Below are 16360 nucleotides of genomic sequence, written 5' to 3' on the forward strand. Positions count from 1 at the left end.
CGATCTCCAGCAGCCGTCCGAGCCGGAGGGTACCGGCGTTCCCCTGGGTGGAGCGTCCGGTGACGACGTGGCGGGCCCCGGCCTGCTCGCCGCGGTGCCCGCCGCCCGCGGCGGCCATGCCGGTGCCGCCGTCCTCGGCGCCGGTGCCGGCATCGGCGAGAAGGCGGACGCGGACGCGGACGGCCGGGCCACGCCGGTGGGCCGGCTCGCGGCGACCGTGCAGCGGCTGCGCCGCGAGGTGCGGGAGGCGCAGGCGGAGGCGGAGGGGCGTGCCCTGATCGAACTGGCCAAGGGCATCCTCGTCGAGCGGCTGGGGTGCGGGCCGGCGCAGGCGGCGCGGCAACTGGCCGAGCTGACCGAGCAGGCGGGCGTCACGCCGCTGGAGTTCGCGGTGGAGGTCATCAACCAGGCCTCGCGGGACCGGCTGTCCGAGGTGACGACCGCGTTCCTCGCGGCCACGTCGGACCGTACCGGGGACGACGCGCGGGACGGTGAGTCCTCCGCCGTGCGGCTGCGGGCCGCCGAGAGCGGTGCGCTGGCCGCCGACGACGCCCAGGCGGTGGCCGACTCGCTGCTTGAGCACGCCCTGACACCGCTCGGCGCGGTGGCGGTGGCGATCTGGGCGCTGGGCGCCGACGGCTCGCTCACCCTGGCGGGCAGCGCCGGGTTCTCCGTCGCGGAGGCGGGACGCTGGCGGTACGTGCCGCCGGGCGTGGCGACGGTGGCCCGGCGCGGGCTGGGCGAGCGGTCGGGCCGGTGGATCGGCTGCCTGTCGGAGACCGGCCTGCCCTCCATCGGCCAGCACCATCACCCCGACGGCGGCCGGGTCGCCGTACCGGCGAGCAACGGCGGCCGGATCCACGGCGTGCTGGAGATCGTCTGGCCCGCGCCGCTGGAGCCGCAGCCGCCGCAGATCGTCCGGCAGGTCGAGGCGCTGGCCGAGCTGTGCGCGCACACCCTGGAGAACCACGCCCTGCCCCAGCCGGACGACGATCCGACGCCGCGCCTGCTGCCCGACGTCGCCGAGCTGACGGCGCTGGCCGACGGGCTGCACGACCCGGCCCTGGTGCTGGTGCCGCACCTGGACCCGGCCGGGGAGCTGGTCGACTTCCGCATCCACCACGTCAACAGCCGCTTCCTCGACCCGGCCGGCCGGCCGCGCGGTGTGGTCAACGGCGCCCTGTTGCTGGAGGCGTACCCGATGGCCGCCGGCGACAGCGAGCTGTTCGAGCAGGTCGAGCGGGTCTACGCCACGGGCGAGCCGTTCCGTGCCCACCGCATGCGGCTCACCGCCCTGGTGGACGACGTCCCGCTGGCGGCGGTCGCCGACATCAACATCAGCCGCCACGGCGGCAGCGTGCTGCTGATCTGGCGCATAGAGGACGAGACGGCGCGCCTGGCAAGCCTGCTCCAGCACGCCCAGCGCCTCGGCCGTATCGGCGGCTTCGAGGAGAACCTGCTCACCGGTGAGATCACCTGGAACGGGCAGCTGTACAGCCTCTACGGCAGGCCCGTCACCCTCGGCCCGGTACCGCTGGAGGACCTGCCCGCCCACGCCCACCCGGACGACGCCGTGGCCATCGGCAGGTTCCTGCGCACCCTGGTGAACGGTCGCCGGCCGGCGTCCACGGCGTTCCGGCTGCAGCGGCCCGACGGGGTGACCCGGCACATCCGGGTGGTGGCCGAGCCGGTCCTGGACTCCGACGGCCGGCTGTTCGTCGTACGGGGCGCCTACCAGGACATCTCCGCCCACCACTGGACGGAGGTCGCGCTGGCCGCCACCCGCGACCAGCTCGCGCACACCGAGCAGCAGGCGAGCGAACGCAACCGGCTCGCCCTGCAGCTGCAGCACGCCATCATGCCGCCCGCGCAGGCCCCGCTGGAGGCTCCCGGCCTGCGCGTGGCCGTGCGCTACCGGCCCGCCGAGACGCAGCAACTGGTCGGCGGCGACTGGTACGACGCGGTGGTGCTGCCGTCCGGGCTGGTGCTGCTGTGCGTGGGGGACGTCGCCGGGCACGGCATCGAGGCGGCCACCAGCATGGTCGTCCTGCGTAACGCGCTGCGCGGGCTGGCCGTGACGGGCGCCGGGCCGGGCCAGCTGCTGTCCTGGCTCAACATGGTGGCCCACCACCTGACCGGCGCCGTCACGGCGACGGCGGTCTGCGGCCTGTACGACCCCGAGCGGCGCACCCTGCGCTGGGCCAGGGCGGGTCACCTGCCGCCCGTCCTGGTGCGCGGCTCCGACGCGGCGGCGCTGCCCCTGCTCAAGGGCCTGCTGCTCGGCGCGCTGCCGGAGGCGACGTACGAGGAGCACGAGATCCAGCTGGCCGTCGACGACACGCTGCTGATGTACACGGACGGCCTGATCGAACGCCGTGACCGGTCCGTGGAGGAGTCGCTGGCCCAGCTCCTGACGGCCGCGCGTACGGTGCCGCCCACGCTGGACCAGCAACTGGACCGGCTGCTGACCTACAGCAGGTCCGACACCGACGACGACACCTGCATCGTGGGGGTGCGGGTGGCGTAGGCGGCGCCGGCTCGGCGTGCGGGCGGGCGGCGGGCGGCGGGCGGCGGGCGTCACCTGACCGGGCTCGGCGGTGCTGGTCCGATCAGTGCACGAGCGCCATGTCACAGGTCTGCCTCCGCGGCGGCGGGGCACCAGAACTCCTGTCTCACCCCACGGAGAAGGAGATGTGAACATGGCGAAGGACCTCACCCCCAAGTACACGGTGCCGGGCATCGAGCGCGAGGCGGCCGGTCGGCTCATCGACGTCCTCCGCCTGCGGCTGCACGCCCTGAACGACCTCCACCTCACCCTGAAGCACGTCCACTGGAACGTGGTGGGGCCGCACTTCATCGCCGTGCACCAGATGATCGACCCGCAGGTCGACCGGGTGCGCGACATGGCCGACGACGTCGCCGAGCGCATCGCCGCCCTCGGCGGGGTCGCGCAGGGCACGCCCGGGGCGCTGGTCAAGGAGCGCGCCTGGGACGACTACTCCATCGGCCGCGAGGAGGCCATCGCGCACCTCGGCGCGCTGGACGTCGTGTACACCGGCCTGATCGAGGACGTGCGTTCCGCGATCAAGGTCGTCGGGGAGATCGACCCGGCGACGGAGGACCTGCTCATCGAGCAGCTGCGGGACCTGGAGCAGTTCCAGTGGTTCGTCCGGGCGCACCTGGAGAACGCCGGCGGCTCGCTGACGACGGCTCGCGCCGACACCGAGCAGGACGCCGCCAGGGCCGCCAAGTCCTGACCGTCGCTCTGACCGTCGCCCTGCCCGTCGCCCGGGAATGCGCGGCATCCTCGAATTCCCGGCCGTAACCGAAACAAACAGCCGGAATTCGAGGCGTGAACCGGATTTCCCCGGGCACCAGAAGTCTCGGAGGTTGATAATCATGGTTCCCCTGCTTCTCGTTCTTCTGCTGGCCCTGATTCTTTTCGGCGCGGGATTCGCGCTCAAGGCCCTGTGGTGGATCGCCGTCGTGGTGCTCGTGGTGTGGCTGCTGGGCTTCGTGCTGCGGAGCGCGGAGACAGGCGGCCGACGGAGCCGCTGGTACCGCTGGTAGAACAGAGCGCGACACATGAGCGGGTCCCGTGGGCACAATGCCGACGGGACCCGCTCACTATTTCCGGAAAGGCCGCGCACCGGCCGTACTATGGCCGTGCGCCGGCCGCCACGCTCGGCCGTGCTCTTTCGCCGGGGAATTCACCATGATCCTTGCCGATCCGGCCCCGGCGGTGCCCGGGCACCGCGGAACAATGGAGTCCGGCGGCCGGTCCGGCGCCACGCCGCCGTCGGCGTCGGCGTCGCGGACATCACCGTGGCCGTCGTCGAGCAGTCAGGAGGGCCCGGCCTTGAGGAAACGCATCGGATCCGGCGCGGCAGGTCTGCGGGAGCACCTGGGCAACGGCCTGTTCGCCCGTGTGGCCGGCCCGGACGGCCCCCGCAACCGCGACCGTATCCACCGCACTCCCGGCCCGCGCTGGTTCGGGCCGGAGCGTCCCGTCCGCCGGGTGCACGGCGACGCCTCGATGTTCATCGGCGGGCTGTCCGCGCTGCTGCTGCAGTCCCTGCACCCGCTCGCCATGGCGGCCGTGGCCGCCCACTCGGGCTACCGCGGGGACCCCTGGGGCCGGCTGCAGCGGACGAGCACCTTCCTGGCGGTGACCACCTACGGGACCGCGGCACACGCGCAGGAGGCCTGCGAGCAGGTCAGGGCGGTGCACGAGCGGGTGCGCGGCGTGACCCCGGAGGGCGAGGCGTACCACGCCGCCGATCCCCGTCTGCTGGGCTGGGTGCACGCCGCCGAGGTCGACAGCTTCCTGCGCGCGCACCAGCGCTACGGCGCGCGGCCGCTGTCCGCGTCCGGCTGTGACGCCTACGTCGCCGACACCGCACGGGTCGCGGCCGCGCTGGGGGTGACCGGCCCGCCGACGACCCGGGCGGAACTCGCGCGGGTGCTCGACGGCTACCGTCCGGAGCTGCGGGCCTCCGAGCAGGCCCGTCAGGCCGCCCGTTTCCTGCTCCTGAACCCGCCGGTGCCGCTCGCCGCGCGGCTGCCGTACGGCGTCCTGGCGGCCAACGCCGTGTCGCTGCTGCCGTCCTGGGCCGCCCGGGAGCTGCGCCTGCCCAGGCTGCCGGTGGTCGACGAGTGGTGCGTGCGGCCGCTCGGCACCGCCGTCACCTCGGCGGTGCGGTGGGCGATGGCGCCCTCGCGGCCCGCGTCCGCCCCGGCCACCGGCTGACCGGCGGCTGACCGACGGCGGGGCGCGGCGGGCGTCGCGGGGCGCCCGGCCGGTCGGGCGGCCCGTCGGTCGGACGGACGGGCGGACGGGCGGGCGGACGGGGGAAGTGATTCGTCCGTCCCGCCCGGGGCACTCGGCCGCGACGACACGCCGGGCGAGTGACCAGGGAGGCACCTGTGGCGGTGCGGCATCGACTGATCAAGGAGAGTCCGGCCACGGTGTGGTCCGTCCTCGCCGATCCCGAGCGGTACGCCGAATGGGTGGTGGGCACGAGCGCGTCCCGCCCGCTGCGGGGAGACTGGCCCGAGGTGGGCTCGGCGCTCGGCTACGAGGTGAACCTGGGTCCGGTGGTTCTGCGGAACGAGACCGTCGTCCGCGGCTGCCAGGAGGGGGCCGCCGTCGAACTGGAGGCCCACGCGGGGTTCCTCGGCACCGCGCGGATCGCCATCGAGCTGCGGCCGTGGGGCGACGAATGCCTCGTCTTCGTGGACGAGCACCCGCTGCGGGGCGCCGGCGGCGTCCTGCACAACTGGGCCGTCGAGGCGTTCATCCAGGTGCGCCATCGCGCCATGCTGGCCCGCCTCGCCAAGGTGTGCGAGGCGGAGCGCACCGTCGTACCCGGCCGGCCCGGCCCGGCGGTGACCGGAGCCCTGCGGACGGCCGGGAGGGCGGAGGGTCATGCCTGACGCCGTCGTCATCGGGGCCGGCCCCAACGGGCTGGTGGCGGCGAACCTGCTGGCGGACGCCGGCTGGAGCGTCGAGGTGCTGGAGGAGCAGCCGGAGCCCGGCGGTGCGGTGCGGCACGACACGGGCGTCGACCCCGACTTCGTCAACGACCTCTTCAGCTCCTTCTATCCGCTGGCCGCCGCCTCTCCGATCCTGGCCGGGCTGCGGCTGCAGGACCACGGCCTGCGCTGGACGCACGCGCCCAGCGTGCTGGCCCACCCCTTCGACGACGGCAGCTGTGCCGTCCTGGAGCGCCGGGTGGACGCCACGGCGGCCTCGCTGGAGGCGTTCGCGCCCGGGGACGGCGACGCCTGGCGCGGTCTGCACGAAACATGGGAGCGGGTGCGTCCGGATCTGCTGGACGCCCTGTTCACGCCGTTCCCGCCGGTGCGGGCGGCGGTCCGGCTGGCGCTGCGGTTGCGCGCCGCGGGCGGGCTGCGGATGGCGCGCACCCTGGCGCTGCCGGTACGGCGGATGGGCGAGGAGGAGTTCCGCGGCGAAGGGGGCCGGCTGCTGCTGGCCGGCAACGCGCTGCACGCCGACCTGGCGCCGGAGTCCACCGGCAGCGGAGGGTTCGGCTGGCTGATGTCGATGCTGGGCCAGACGTACGGCTTCCCGGTGCCGGTCGGCGGCTCCGGGGCGCTGACCGGGGCGCTGGTGCGACGGCTGGCGGCGCGCGGCGGGAGCGTGCGGTGCGGGCAGCGCGTGCAGAGCGTCGTGGTGCGCGGCGGGCGGGCCGTCGGCGTGCGCACGGCCGGCGGGGACACCGTCGCCGCCGGCCGTGCCGTCCTCGCCGACGTGCCGGCGCCCGCCCTGTACGGCGGGCTGGTCGACGCCGAGCACCTGCCCGCCCAGCTCCTGGACGACCTGCGGCGCTTCCAGTGGGACTTCTCGACGTTCAAGGTGGACTGGGCGCTCGACGGCCCTGTGCCCTGGCAGGCGGAGCGGGCCCGGCGGGCCGGCACCGTCCACCTGGCGGGCGGGATCGACGAGCTGACCCGGTTCGCCGCCCAGATCGCCCGGCACCGGGTGCCGGACCGCCCCTTCCTGCTGTTCGGCCAGATGACCACCGCGGACGCCGCACGCTCGCCCCGGGGCACGGAGTCGGCCTGGGCCTACACCCACGTCCCACGCGACATCCGGGCCGACGCCGGGCAGGAGGGGATCACGGGCTCCTGGGACGCCCGCGAGCAGGAGGTCATGGCCGACCGCGTCGAACGCCAGGTGGAGCGGTTCGCCCCGGGCTTCCGCGGCCTGGTCCGAGCCCGGCGCGTCCTGGCGCCCACGACCCTGCAGTCCCTGGACGCCAACCTGGACGGCGGCGCCATCAACGGCGGCACCACCGCCGTCCACCAGCAGCTCGTCTTCCGTCCGGTGCCCGGCAGCGGCCGTCCCGAGACCCCGGTGAAGGGTCTGTACCTGGCCTCCGCCGGCGCCCACCCGGGCGGTGGCGTGCACGGAGCCTGCGGCGCCAACGCCGCGCGCGTCGCGCTGCGCGCCTCCGGCCGGCTCGGCCTGGCCACGGCGCAGCGCCTGCTCACCCACCGCGACCGGACCGGCCGCAAGCATCCGGCCCCGCGCTGACGCCGGCCGGGACGCCGCACAGCGCTCCGACACACGCCGACACACCCAGCTATACGCAGACAGACCCACACGGACGCGAGAGAACGGAACGAACCATGCACATCCCCCAGGACGGACCCGACGCGGCGCACCGGCGTCCCGCGAACGTCGACGACGCGACGGTGGAAGCGCTCGGAGCCCTGTCGAAGGCGCTGGAGACCACGGAACGGGCCAGAGGCCGCCTGTACGACTTCCACCAGCTGACCGGCACCGCGGACCTGGAGCTGGACCGCGCGGTCGCCCTGCTGCGCGAGGCCGGTCACCCGGAATGGGCGGAGAAGGTCCGCACCGAGGTCATCGGGCGCAACGTCATCCCCGGCCACTGGTCCTTCCAGATCGTCGAGGCGTACGACAGGACCTACTACGAGGCGTTCCGCGACCTCAGCCGCGCCGTCGTCGAGGACCTCGCCGCGGGCCGCGACCACCTGTACGAGGCGGAGATGAAGGAGGCCCGCCGCACCGTCGGCGACCCGAACCACACCGCCCGGCCCGGCGTCACGCCCGGGACGTGACCGCACGGAGAGGTCCTGAGCCATGCACGACAGCCCGCTGAGGGACCGCACCGTCGTGGTGACGGGAGCCGCACGGGGCCTGGGGACGGCCCTGGCCGGGGAACTGGCCCGCCGGGGCGCCCGCCTGGCCCTGCTCGGTCACGAGGGAGCGCGCCTGGAGGCGCTGGCCGCGTCCCTGCCGACGCCGGCCATGGCGCTGGAGGTCGACGTGACGGACGCGGCGGCCCTCCGCGAGGCGGCCGCGCGGGTCCGCGCCGGGCTCGGCCGCCCGTCGGTCGTGGTGGCCAACGCGGGGATCGCCGAGGGCGGCCCCTTCGCCACGGCCGACCTCGCCCGGTGGCGGCGCGTGATCGACGTCAACCTGACGGGCAGCGCGTTCACCGCGCACGTCTTCCTGCCCGACCTGACCCACACTCGCGGCTACTACCTGCAGATCGCCTCGCTGGCCTCGATCGGCGCGGCCCCGCGGATGAGCGCCTACTGCGCCTCCAAGGCGGGCGTCGAGGCCTTCGCCCACGCGCTGCGCGCCGAGACCGCCCCCGACGGGACGGCCGTGGGCACGGCCTACCTCAACTGGATCGACACGGACATGATCCGCGACGCGAAGCGGTATCCGGTGCTGCGCGAACTGCGCGCCCAGATGCCGCCGCCGGCCCGCCGCGTCAGCCCGGCCCCGGCCGCCGCCGCCCGGCTGGTCCGGGCGGTCGAACGCCGCAGCACCGCCGTCTACTTCCCCGCCTGGCTGCGCCTCGCGCAGGGCGCGCGCACCGCCCTGCCGCCGCTCGTCCTGCGCCGGTCGCGCCTCGCGTCGCGGCGCCACGCCCGGGACGCCTTCCCCGCGACCGGCCTGCTCGGCGCCGGAGGCGCGGCCGACCGCGCGGCCGACCGCTCGGCGGGCACCGGCTGACGGCTCGTCCGCCCCGTTCCGGCCGGGGCGATGCCGCCTGTCCCTCCCCGCTCCATCGACCTCTCCGCCGCGCCGCTGCTCACCGCCTGTCCGCCGAAGTCGCGTCGCACGGCGGCCAGTAGAGTGAGCGGTCCATGCCATACGAGGCCGACCGGACCCGCCCGGGCCTGTGGAGGAGATGCGGTGACCCTGCGTGAGAACGATCCGCGGTCCGTCGGCGGCTACCGGATCGAGGCGCGGATCGGGACCGGCGGCATGGGCGTCGTCTACCTGGGCCGGTCGGTGTCGGGGCGGGCCGTGGCCGTCAAGGTCGTCCACGCCAGGTACGCGGACAACGCCGAGTTCCGAGCCAGGTTCCGGCAGGAGATCGCGGCGGCGCGCCGGGTCAGCGGCGCGTTCACCGCGCCCGTCGTCGACGCCGACGCGGACGCGGAACGGCCGTGGATGGCGACGGCGTTCGTCCCCGGCCGCACGCTCGCCGAGCGCGTCACCGACTCCGGCCCCCTGGACTGGCCGTCGCTGCGCCGCCTGGGCACCGAACTCGCCGAGGCGCTGCGGGAGATCCACCGCGCGGAGGTCGTGCACCGGGACCTCAAGCCGGGCAACGTGCTGCTGCTGGAGGGCGGCAGCGACGACGGGGCGGTGCGGGTCATCGACTTCGGCATCTCGCGTGCCGCCAGCAGCGACGTGCGCACCCAGACCGGGATCGTGATGGGCTCGCCGCCGTTCATGGCGCCGGAGCAGTTCAGCCGCCCGCGCGAGGTCGGCCCGGCCGTGGACGTCTTCGCGCTGGGCGCGGTGCTGGTGTACGCGGCCACCGGGCGCAGCCCGTTCGAGGCGGAGAACGCCTATCTCGCCGCGTACAACACGGTGCACAGCGAGCCCCGGCTGGACGGACTGCCCCAGCCGTTGCGGCCGTTGGTGGCCGCCTGCCTGGCGAAGGAACCGGAGCGGCGGCCCACGTCGGGCGAGGCCCTCAGGATGCTGACCGGCCTGCCGGCGCGGCCGCCGGACCAGGAAGGCGGCGTCGAAGGGCCCGAGCCGGTCCAGGACCCCGCCCACGAACGCGGTGAACGGCCCTCCCCAGGACCGGTGACCACGCCGACGGTGTCGCTGGTGCCACCGGCGTCCCCGGCGCCGCCCTCCCCCGCGTCCGGGCAGCCGGGACGGCGACGGCGCCGCGGGAAGCTGTGGGCCGCGCTCGCGGCGGCGACCGTCCTGGCGGTGACCGGCACGGTCGTGGCCGGGACGGTCGTGGTCCGCAGCGACCACGCACCCACGAGCGCGGCCGGGACGAGTGGCAGCACAACCGAAGTGCGGGCGGCGTCCGGTGACGTTCCGTCCGGCTGGAAGCCGTGGCGGTACGACCCGCAGGCCGACGCCGACAAGAACTTCGGCATCGGCCCCGTGTGCACACCCGACGCGCTCGGTGTCTTCTGCTCCTCCCCGCGGATCGCGCTGATGCGCCTCGACCCCGCCACGGGCCGGGTGGACTGGACGAAACCCATGGCCGGCGCCCAGCCCCACTCCTTCTCGCTGAACCGCCCCGTCGTCCACGGCGGCGTGGCCTACACGGCCTCCGCCGACCGCTCCGAGGGCATCGACGCCTTCGACGCCAGGACCGGCAAGCGGCGGTGGCATCTGGACGGCCCGGTCGGCTCGTACACGTACCTCAGCGGGGTCCTGCTGGTGCGCCTGGACCAGATCGGGGCCTCCGACACCGCGCGCTACGCCGCCTACGAGCCGCGCACCGGTGAGGAGTTGTGGCGGCTGAAGCTGAAGTCGAGCTCGGCGAAACCGTTCTACGCGGGGTCGCGCGGGACCCTCTACGCCGACCGGCGCGGCGGCTCCGGCGGGATCGTCCGTCTCGACGCGCGCACCGGCCGGACGCTGCGCACGCTGAAGGCCCCGCAGGCCGACCTGTGGCTCGCCACGGTCCACGACGACACGGCGTACTACGCCCGTTGGGAGGGCGACACCGGAGTGTCCGCGACCTTGTACGCGCAGGACCTCGGCGACGGCACCACCCGCCGGATCGAGTTCCCGTGGAGCGTGGAGCCGGAGAACCCGCCGCTGGTGCACGACGGCGTCATGTACGTCTTCGACTACGCCAACGAGACGCTGCTCGCCCTCGACCTGAAGCGCGGCAAGCCCCTGTGGACCAGTTCGCGCAGCCTGCGGGTGTTCAGCGCACCGGCCATCCACGGCGGCCGGCTGTACGTCCTGCTGCCGGACACCAGCGTGCTCGCCCTCGATCCGCGCACCGGCAAGGAGATCGGACGCACCGCTCCCGCCTTCGACACCGAGGGCCGTTCGTTCGAGGAGCTGTCGCCGAGCGAGGTGCCGCCGCTGAGGGCGGGCGGGGTGCTGTACGCGGTCACCGAGCCGGGCGTGTTCTCGGTCGCCGACGTCCGCTGAACCAACGGCCGCGCCCGCCTTCCTCAGTCCCGGCGCGCGTCGACGTCCCCGTTGACCGTGGTCAGCGTCATGGTGCGGGCGCGGCCCGCGCCGTGCGTGGGGACGGCCACGGTGGCGCGCCCGTTGCCGGTGTCCGCGGTCACCCGGTACGCGGGCGCGTCGTGCTCCACGGTGACGTCGACGGAGCCGTTGGTGGTCGTCCCGGTGACGTGGGACGGCGCGGCGGCGCAGGCCAGGACCACATCGCCGTTGACGGTCCCGGCGTGCAGCCGGCCCGCCTCCAGGGCCGTCGCGCGCACCGAGCCGTTGCGGGTGGCCAGCCGTACGGCGGCGTCGGCGCGTCCGGAACGGGTCACTGTCACATCGCCGTTGACGGTCGTCAGGTCCAGGGCGGAGGCGACGCCGGAGACGTCGATGCCGGCGTTGCGGGCGGTGACCGTGACGCTCACCCCGCCGGGGACGTCCACCTCGGGCATGCGGGGGCACGGCGCGCCGTCCCGCGTCCGCTCGCCGCACGACAGGTCGAGCGTCCAGGTGTTGTCGTGGTGGGTCCAGTGCCGGCGGACGCGGTCGTCGACGATGACTCGCCGGCCGTCGGTGGCGCGCAGCCGCAGCCCGTCGCCGGTGGTGATCACCAGCCGCTCCCCCGACGCCGCGAGGGCCGGAATTCCGCCGCTGCCGGGCGCACCGGCTCCCGCACCGCCGGTTCCCGCACCCCCGGGTCCCCCGTGGTCGCAGCCGCCGCACGCCGCGGCGAGGCACAGCACGACCGGCACAACGCTCATGCGCGGCAGGCGCGTTGTAGGACGCCTTGTGGGTTTCGCCTTCATGCACCATCGGGTGCCCCGGCCCGGCGGGGTCATGAGTGGCCGACTCGTTGCCGCACGCCTCTGGCCCGCGGCCGCTACCCGCCGGTATACAAAGCCACCGGTACACAAAGCCAGTTGACCAGGCGACAGCCGTGCGAGCCGCGGCCTGCCCGCCGGCTCTCATCAGGAGGCCCTTCGTGAAGCGTGACACGCACCGAGCCGCACCGGCGTCAGGCCGCCGCCGTACCAAGGCCGCCGCGGCGGCGGCGAGCGGCTGCGCCCTGGTCCTGGTGCTCACCGCACCGGCGGCTGCGCACGGCGGCGGAGCGGGCCGCGGCACGCACTACGTGTCCCTCGGCGACTCCTACACCTCCGGGCCGCTCATACCCCGGCAGGTGGACGCCAATTGCGCCCGCTCCGACCACAACTACCCCTCGCTCGTGGCGGAGCGGCGGCCCGGGGCCGTCCTCGAGGACGTGAGCTGTGCGGGGGCGACCACCGAGGAGATGTGGAAACCGCAGGGCACCAACGGGCCCCAGCTGGACGCCGTGCGGCGGGACACCGACCTGGTGACGGTGCAGATCGGCGGCAACGACGTCGGGTTCGGCTCCATCATCGCCACCTGCGCCGGGCTGAGCACCACCGACCTCACGGGCAACCCGTGCGAGCGCCACTACACCTCCTCCGGCACCGACGAGCTGGCGCTGGCCGTGCTGGAGACGGCGCCGAAGGTGGCCCGGGTGCTCAGGGCCGTGCACGAGCGGGCCCCGCACGCGCGCGTGCTCGTCGTCGGGTATCCCGACCTGCTGCCCGACGACGGCAGCGGCTGCTTCCCCACCGTGCCGTTCGCGGCGAAGGACTTCCCCTACCTGAAGAACACCGAGAAGCGGCTCAACCTGATGCTGCGCCTGGTGGCGAAGCTCAACCACGCCGGCTACGTCGACACGTACGGGCCCACGGTCGGCCACGACATGTGCAAGGCCCCCGCTGACCGCTGGATCGAGCCGCTGCAGCCCACCTCACCGGCGGCCCCGGCCCACCCCAACGCCAAGGGCGAGGAGGCCATGGCGCAGGCGGTGCTGCAACGGCTGGGCAAGAGGCACGGGCACTGAGGCACGCGCACTGAGGGACGGGCACTGAGGCACCGGCGCAGGCCGACGGGCGGGGGCCAGGAGGCGGCCGGGAGGCGGCCGGGAGGCGGCCCGGGTCACCGGCCGGCGGTGAGTCGCCCGTGCACCTCGTGGCGGGCGGCGGCCAGGACCACGGCCGCCGCCCCGGTGCCCAGGACCGCGCCGGCGATGACGTCACCCGGATAGTGGACGCCGGTGTGGACGCGGGAGTAGCCCACCGCGCAGGCCAGCAGGCCGAACGGCACGGAGACGACCGGGAAGGCCGGTCCCACGGCCGCCGCGAACGCGACGGCCGAGGCGGTGTGGCCCGACGGGAAGGACGCGGACGCCGGCATCGGCACGTGCCGCCCCGGGAACGGCGAGTCCTCGGCGCGGTGCGGGCGGCGCCTGCGCACGAGCCGTTTGCCGAGCAGGTTGGCCGTCGCCGAGGCGACGCCGACGGCCGCGAGACCGAGCGCGGCGGCGCGGCGCGGCCGGCCGGGGAACAGCGCCATCGTCGCGGCGACCACGAACGAGATCTTGGAGTGGTCCGCCGCCGCGGACAGACGCCGCAGGGCGGAGTCGAGGGTGGGTGTCTCGGTGACCGTCACGGCCTCGTAGAGCGCCTGGTCCAGGGCGCCGAGGTCGCGCAGCAGGCGGTGCCCTGCCCGGTGGACCTGCGGGCGGCTGTCAGTCATCGGTCTGTTCCTGGTTCTTCCGGAGGGGCAGGGGGGTTCGGCCGAGCGCGAGACGGACGACACGGCGCCAGTCCACCGACGGTGCGACGTAGGGCGCGCCGGGGCGGTGCCGGGGCACCCGCATCCGCAGCACGCCGGGCCGGATCGTGCACACCACGGGCGGGGGCAGGGTGAGCGCTTCGCCGTCGACGGCCACCGGTATCAGCTCGGCCTCGGCCTCCACGACCACGCGGCGCGCCGTCAGCGAGGTCACGCTGCTGGCCCGCTCACCGCGCAGGGCCAGTTCGGCGGCCTGCGCCGCGCTCTCGACGCAGACCGCGATCACACCGAGCCGGCCCCCGTCCAGCCGCGGCCTGCGTCCGCCGCCCAGCGGGTCGGCCCGCGCGTAGGGGTTGTTGCTGACCAGCAGCGTCTGCGGCACCTTCAGCCGCTCCTCGTCCGCCCGCACGTGCAGCACCGTACCGGCCTCACCGCCGAGCAGGTCGGGCAGCTGGCCGAGCGCGGTCGCCGCCTTGGCCTCGCGGTACTCGGGGCTCTGCACGATCTCCGCGTACGTCCCGAACGACACCGTGTTGACGAACGGCCGTCCGGCCACGTCGCCCAGGTCCACCAGCAGCTCCACCCCGTCCCTGAGGGCGTCCAGGCACCGGGCCGGGTTCTCCCGGTCCAGGCCCAGGTCCATGGCGAAGTGGTTGCGGGTCCCGGCGGACACGACGAGGAACGGCAGACCGTGCTCGGCGGCCACCGCCGCCACCAGGGCCTGCGTGCCGTCGCCGCCGGCCACGCCGAGCAGGTCGGCGCCCTCGGCCACCGCCTGCCGCGCCAGTGCCACCGGGTCCGGGTCGTCGTCGAGGTCGAGCAGGATCACCCGGGCGCCCAGTGCCTCCGCCCGCTCCACCAGCCGGAACCGGCCGACCTTGCCGTCACCCGACCTGGGGTTCATGATGAGCACCGGTCTGCGGGGCGGGCGGACCGAGCGGGAGTGCATCCCGTGCGGTGTGCGCAGCCGGCGCAGCGCGCCGCGGGCGCAGGCCAGCGCCGCCACCCAGGCCAGAACCGCGCTGAAGGCGACGACCCACAGTCCGGACACCGCGTACAGCACCAGCACGCCCACCGGTGAGGCCAGTGCCAGCAACGCGCCGAGCAGGCGCACCGGCCCGCGGTGTGCCAGCGCCCACCACAGGCCCGCACCGGCCAGCGCCAGTCCGGCCAGGCCGAGCAGGAGGATCAGCCACTGTCCCGCCCCGGCCACCACGGCCGCGACGGCACCGGCCAGGCACAGCAGGGCGAGCCGGGCCAGCGCGCGCGCCGATGCCGTGTGCGTGCCGGAGCCGTCCGGCTCCATCTGACTCGAAGTCCGGGTCGCGTTCATGATGCGTCGGACGGTGCCCCGCGCGTCCGTCGTGCCGCGTGCGCGGCGCCGCCGGTCTGCCCGCGTGGACCGGGATCCGCCCTGCACCTCCCCATGGTCGTCGCCGAGCACCACGATCTCACGCGGCCCGGAGCGCCGGAACCACGACCCCGCGCCACGGTCCCCGGCGCGCTCGCACCGCCGAACGCGCGGATTCCCGGTACCGCCCGGGCCAAACGGCCGGGAGCACCGGGAATCCAGGGGCCGCGGCCGGCCGGTGTGGCGTCGCCGGCCGCGGGGGCGCCGGGCGGGTGCCGGCGGGTCCGTCAGCGGGCGGAGAGGAGCTCCAGGGTGTCGATGACGCGGTTGGAGAAGCCCCACTCGTTGTCGTACCAGGCGACCACCTTCACGTGGCGGCCGTCGACGCGGGTGAGGGCCGAGTCGAAGATCGACGAGGCCGGGTTGCCGGTGATGTCGGACGACACCAGCGGGTCGTCGGAGTACTCGAGGACGCCGGCGAGCGGCCCCTCGGCGGCGGCGCGGTACGCGGCGAGCACCTCGTCGCGCGTGACGTCGCGGGCGACGGTCGTGTTGAGTTCGACGATCGAGCCGACCGGCACCGGCACGCGGATCGAGTCGCCGGACAGCTTGCCGTCGAGGCCGGGCAGCACCAGGCCGATCGCCTTGGCGGCGCCGGTCGTGGTCGGCACGATGTTGACGCCGGCGGCGCGGGCGCGGCGGGGGTCGCGGTGCGGGCCGTCCTGCAGGTTCTGCTCCTGCGTGTAGGCGTGCACCGTGGTCATGAAGCCGTGCTCGATGCCGGCGAGCCGGTCGAGCACCGAGGCCAGGGGCGCCAGCGCGTTGGTCGTGCAGGAGGCGTTGGAGACGATGGTGTGCAGCTCGGGGTCGTAGGCGTCGGTGTTGACGCCGAACGCGAGGGTGACGTCGGCGCCGTCGGACGGGGCGCCGACCAGCACCTTCTTCGCGCCCGCGTCGATGTGGGCGCGGGCGGCCTTGGCCGACGTGAAGCGGCCGGTCGCCTCCAGGACGATGTCGACGCCGAGTTCCGCCCACGGCAGCTGGGCCGGCTCGCGTTCGGCGAGCACCTTGATGCGCCGGCCGTCGACCACCAGGACGTCCCCGTCGACGCTCACCGGGCGGCCGAGGCGGCCGGACGTGGTGTCGAACGCGAGCAGGCGCGCGAGGGCGGCGGGCTCCGTGAGGTCGTTGACCGCGACGACCTCGAGGGCGCTGTCGCGCTCGAGCAGGGCGCGCAGCACGTTGCGTCCGATGCGGCCGAATCCGTTGATGGCGATGCGAGTCATGAATGGTGTCCCTTCGTTTCGCCACCAGGCTCGCGCGCGGCGCCCGCGCGGGACAGCGGCGTGATCGCCATGGTTCGCAAGGATCTCGCCACCCGGCTGCGCGGGGCGCCGGAGGGCGCGGGCCACCCCGGC

14 protein-coding genes are annotated in these 16360 nt (G+C 75.0%); 10 read left to right on the top strand and 4 right to left on the bottom strand.

Annotation, left to right across the window (positions count from 1 at the left end):
* Nucleotides 1-151 precede the first annotated feature (151 nt).
* The 9 genes from ACZ5GT_RS23595 to ACZ5GT_RS23635 all read left to right on the top strand — a co-directional run bounded on the left by ACZ5GT_RS23595 (nucleotide 152) and on the right by ACZ5GT_RS23635 (nucleotide 10936).
* Nucleotides 152-2527 (top strand): SpoIIE family protein phosphatase, encoded by a 2376-nt coding sequence (locus tag ACZ5GT_RS23595; RefSeq protein WP_469029264.1) that lies wholly within the window; start codon nucleotides 152-154, stop codon nucleotides 2525-2527.
* A 172-nt stretch (nucleotides 2528-2699) separates the two neighbouring features.
* Nucleotides 2700-3257, top strand: coding sequence for a Dps family protein (locus ACZ5GT_RS23600; protein WP_469029118.1), 558 nt, complete (start codon nucleotides 2700-2702; stop codon nucleotides 3255-3257).
* A gap of 142 nt (nucleotides 3258-3399) precedes the next feature.
* The gene (locus ACZ5GT_RS23605) at nucleotides 3400-3570 is read left to right on the top strand and encodes a hydrophobic protein (RefSeq protein WP_324789575.1); all 171 of its coding nucleotides are present in this window, start codon (nucleotides 3400-3402) and stop codon (nucleotides 3568-3570) included.
* A gap of 289 nt (nucleotides 3571-3859) precedes the next feature.
* Nucleotides 3860-4750: an oxygenase MpaB family protein gene (locus ACZ5GT_RS23610; RefSeq protein ID WP_469029125.1), complete on the top strand. Its 891-nt coding sequence runs from the start codon at nucleotides 3860-3862 to the stop codon at nucleotides 4748-4750.
* A gap of 176 nt (nucleotides 4751-4926) precedes the next feature.
* Nucleotides 4927-5436, top strand: coding sequence for an SRPBCC family protein (locus ACZ5GT_RS23615; protein WP_469029128.1), 510 nt, complete (start codon nucleotides 4927-4929; stop codon nucleotides 5434-5436).
* The gene (locus ACZ5GT_RS23620; RefSeq protein WP_469029133.1) at nucleotides 5429-7060 is read left to right on the top strand and encodes a phytoene desaturase family protein; all 1632 of its coding nucleotides are present in this window, start codon (nucleotides 5429-5431) and stop codon (nucleotides 7058-7060) included. Before ACZ5GT_RS23615 ends, ACZ5GT_RS23620 begins: the two co-directional genes overlap by 8 nt.
* A 95-nt stretch (nucleotides 7061-7155) precedes the next feature.
* Entirely contained in the window at nucleotides 7156-7611 is a 456-nt protein-coding gene (locus tag ACZ5GT_RS23625; RefSeq protein ID WP_469029139.1) for a hypothetical protein, read from the top strand.
* A gap of 22 nt (nucleotides 7612-7633) precedes the next feature.
* Complete coding sequence (locus ACZ5GT_RS23630; RefSeq protein WP_469029146.1) at nucleotides 7634-8518, top strand: short-chain dehydrogenase/reductase; 885 nt, start codon at nucleotides 7634-7636, stop codon at nucleotides 8516-8518.
* Nucleotides 8519-8701: 183 nt separating this feature from the next.
* Nucleotides 8702-10936 (top strand): serine/threonine-protein kinase, encoded by a 2235-nt coding sequence (locus tag ACZ5GT_RS23635; RefSeq protein WP_469029149.1) that lies wholly within the window; start codon nucleotides 8702-8704, stop codon nucleotides 10934-10936.
* Between the two features lie 23 nt (nucleotides 10937-10959).
* Here ACZ5GT_RS23635 and ACZ5GT_RS23640 read toward each other — a convergent pair whose 3' ends face one another.
* On the bottom strand, nucleotides 10960-11721 hold the full coding sequence (locus ACZ5GT_RS23640; RefSeq protein ID WP_469029151.1) for a DUF4097 family beta strand repeat-containing protein: 762 nt from the start codon (nucleotides 11719-11721) through the stop codon (nucleotides 10960-10962).
* A gap of 221 nt (nucleotides 11722-11942) precedes the next feature.
* Here ACZ5GT_RS23640 and ACZ5GT_RS23645 point away from each other — a divergent pair, with 221 nt between their 5' ends.
* A complete protein-coding gene (locus ACZ5GT_RS23645) occupies nucleotides 11943-12857 on the top strand; it encodes an SGNH/GDSL hydrolase family protein (RefSeq protein WP_469029154.1) in 915 nt (304 codons plus the stop codon).
* 95 nt (nucleotides 12858-12952) lie between these two features.
* Here the strand turns inward: ACZ5GT_RS23645 and ACZ5GT_RS23650 are convergent, their stop codons facing one another.
* From ACZ5GT_RS23650 to gap, 3 genes are all read right to left on the bottom strand, one after another.
* On the bottom strand, nucleotides 12953-13552 hold the full coding sequence (locus ACZ5GT_RS23650; protein ID WP_469029161.1) for a phosphatase PAP2 family protein: 600 nt from the start codon (nucleotides 13550-13552) through the stop codon (nucleotides 12953-12955).
* On the bottom strand, nucleotides 13545-14924 hold the full coding sequence (locus ACZ5GT_RS23655; RefSeq protein WP_469029167.1) for a diacylglycerol/lipid kinase family protein: 1380 nt from the start codon (nucleotides 14922-14924) through the stop codon (nucleotides 13545-13547). Before ACZ5GT_RS23655 ends, ACZ5GT_RS23650 begins: the two co-directional genes overlap by 8 nt.
* A 305-nt stretch (nucleotides 14925-15229) precedes the next feature.
* Complete coding sequence (gap, locus tag ACZ5GT_RS23660) at nucleotides 15230-16228, bottom strand: type I glyceraldehyde-3-phosphate dehydrogenase (protein WP_469029173.1); 999 nt, start codon at nucleotides 16226-16228, stop codon at nucleotides 15230-15232.
* Nucleotides 16229-16360: the final 132 nt, after the last annotated feature.

It is taken from the genome of Streptomyces sp. NPDC031340 (assembly GCF_055569945.1).

Coding starts and splice junctions, on each gene's coding strand:
- ACZ5GT_RS23600 (WP_469029118.1), top strand. CDS start 2,700: ATGGCGAAGGACCTCACCCCCAAGTACACGGTGCCGGGCATCGAGCGC.
- ACZ5GT_RS23605 (WP_324789575.1), top strand. CDS start 3,400: ATGGTTCCCCTGCTTCTCGTTCTTCTGCTGGCCCTGATTCTTTTCGGC.
- ACZ5GT_RS23620 (WP_469029133.1), top strand. CDS start 5,429: ATGCCTGACGCCGTCGTCATCGGGGCCGGCCCCAACGGGCTGGTGGCG.
- ACZ5GT_RS23625 (WP_469029139.1), top strand. CDS start 7,156: ATGCACATCCCCCAGGACGGACCCGACGCGGCGCACCGGCGTCCCGCG.
- ACZ5GT_RS23630 (WP_469029146.1), top strand. CDS start 7,634: ATGCACGACAGCCCGCTGAGGGACCGCACCGTCGTGGTGACGGGAGCC.
- ACZ5GT_RS23640 (WP_469029151.1), bottom strand. CDS start 11,721: ATGAGCGTTGTGCCGGTCGTGCTGTGCCTCGCCGCGGCGTGCGGCGGC.
- ACZ5GT_RS23650 (WP_469029161.1), bottom strand. CDS start 13,552: ATGACTGACAGCCGCCCGCAGGTCCACCGGGCAGGGCACCGCCTGCTG.
- ACZ5GT_RS23655 (WP_469029167.1), bottom strand. CDS start 14,924: ATGAACGCGACCCGGACTTCGAGTCAGATGGAGCCGGACGGCTCCGGC.
- gap (WP_469029173.1), bottom strand. CDS start 16,228: ATGACTCGCATCGCCATCAACGGATTCGGCCGCATCGGACGCAACGTG.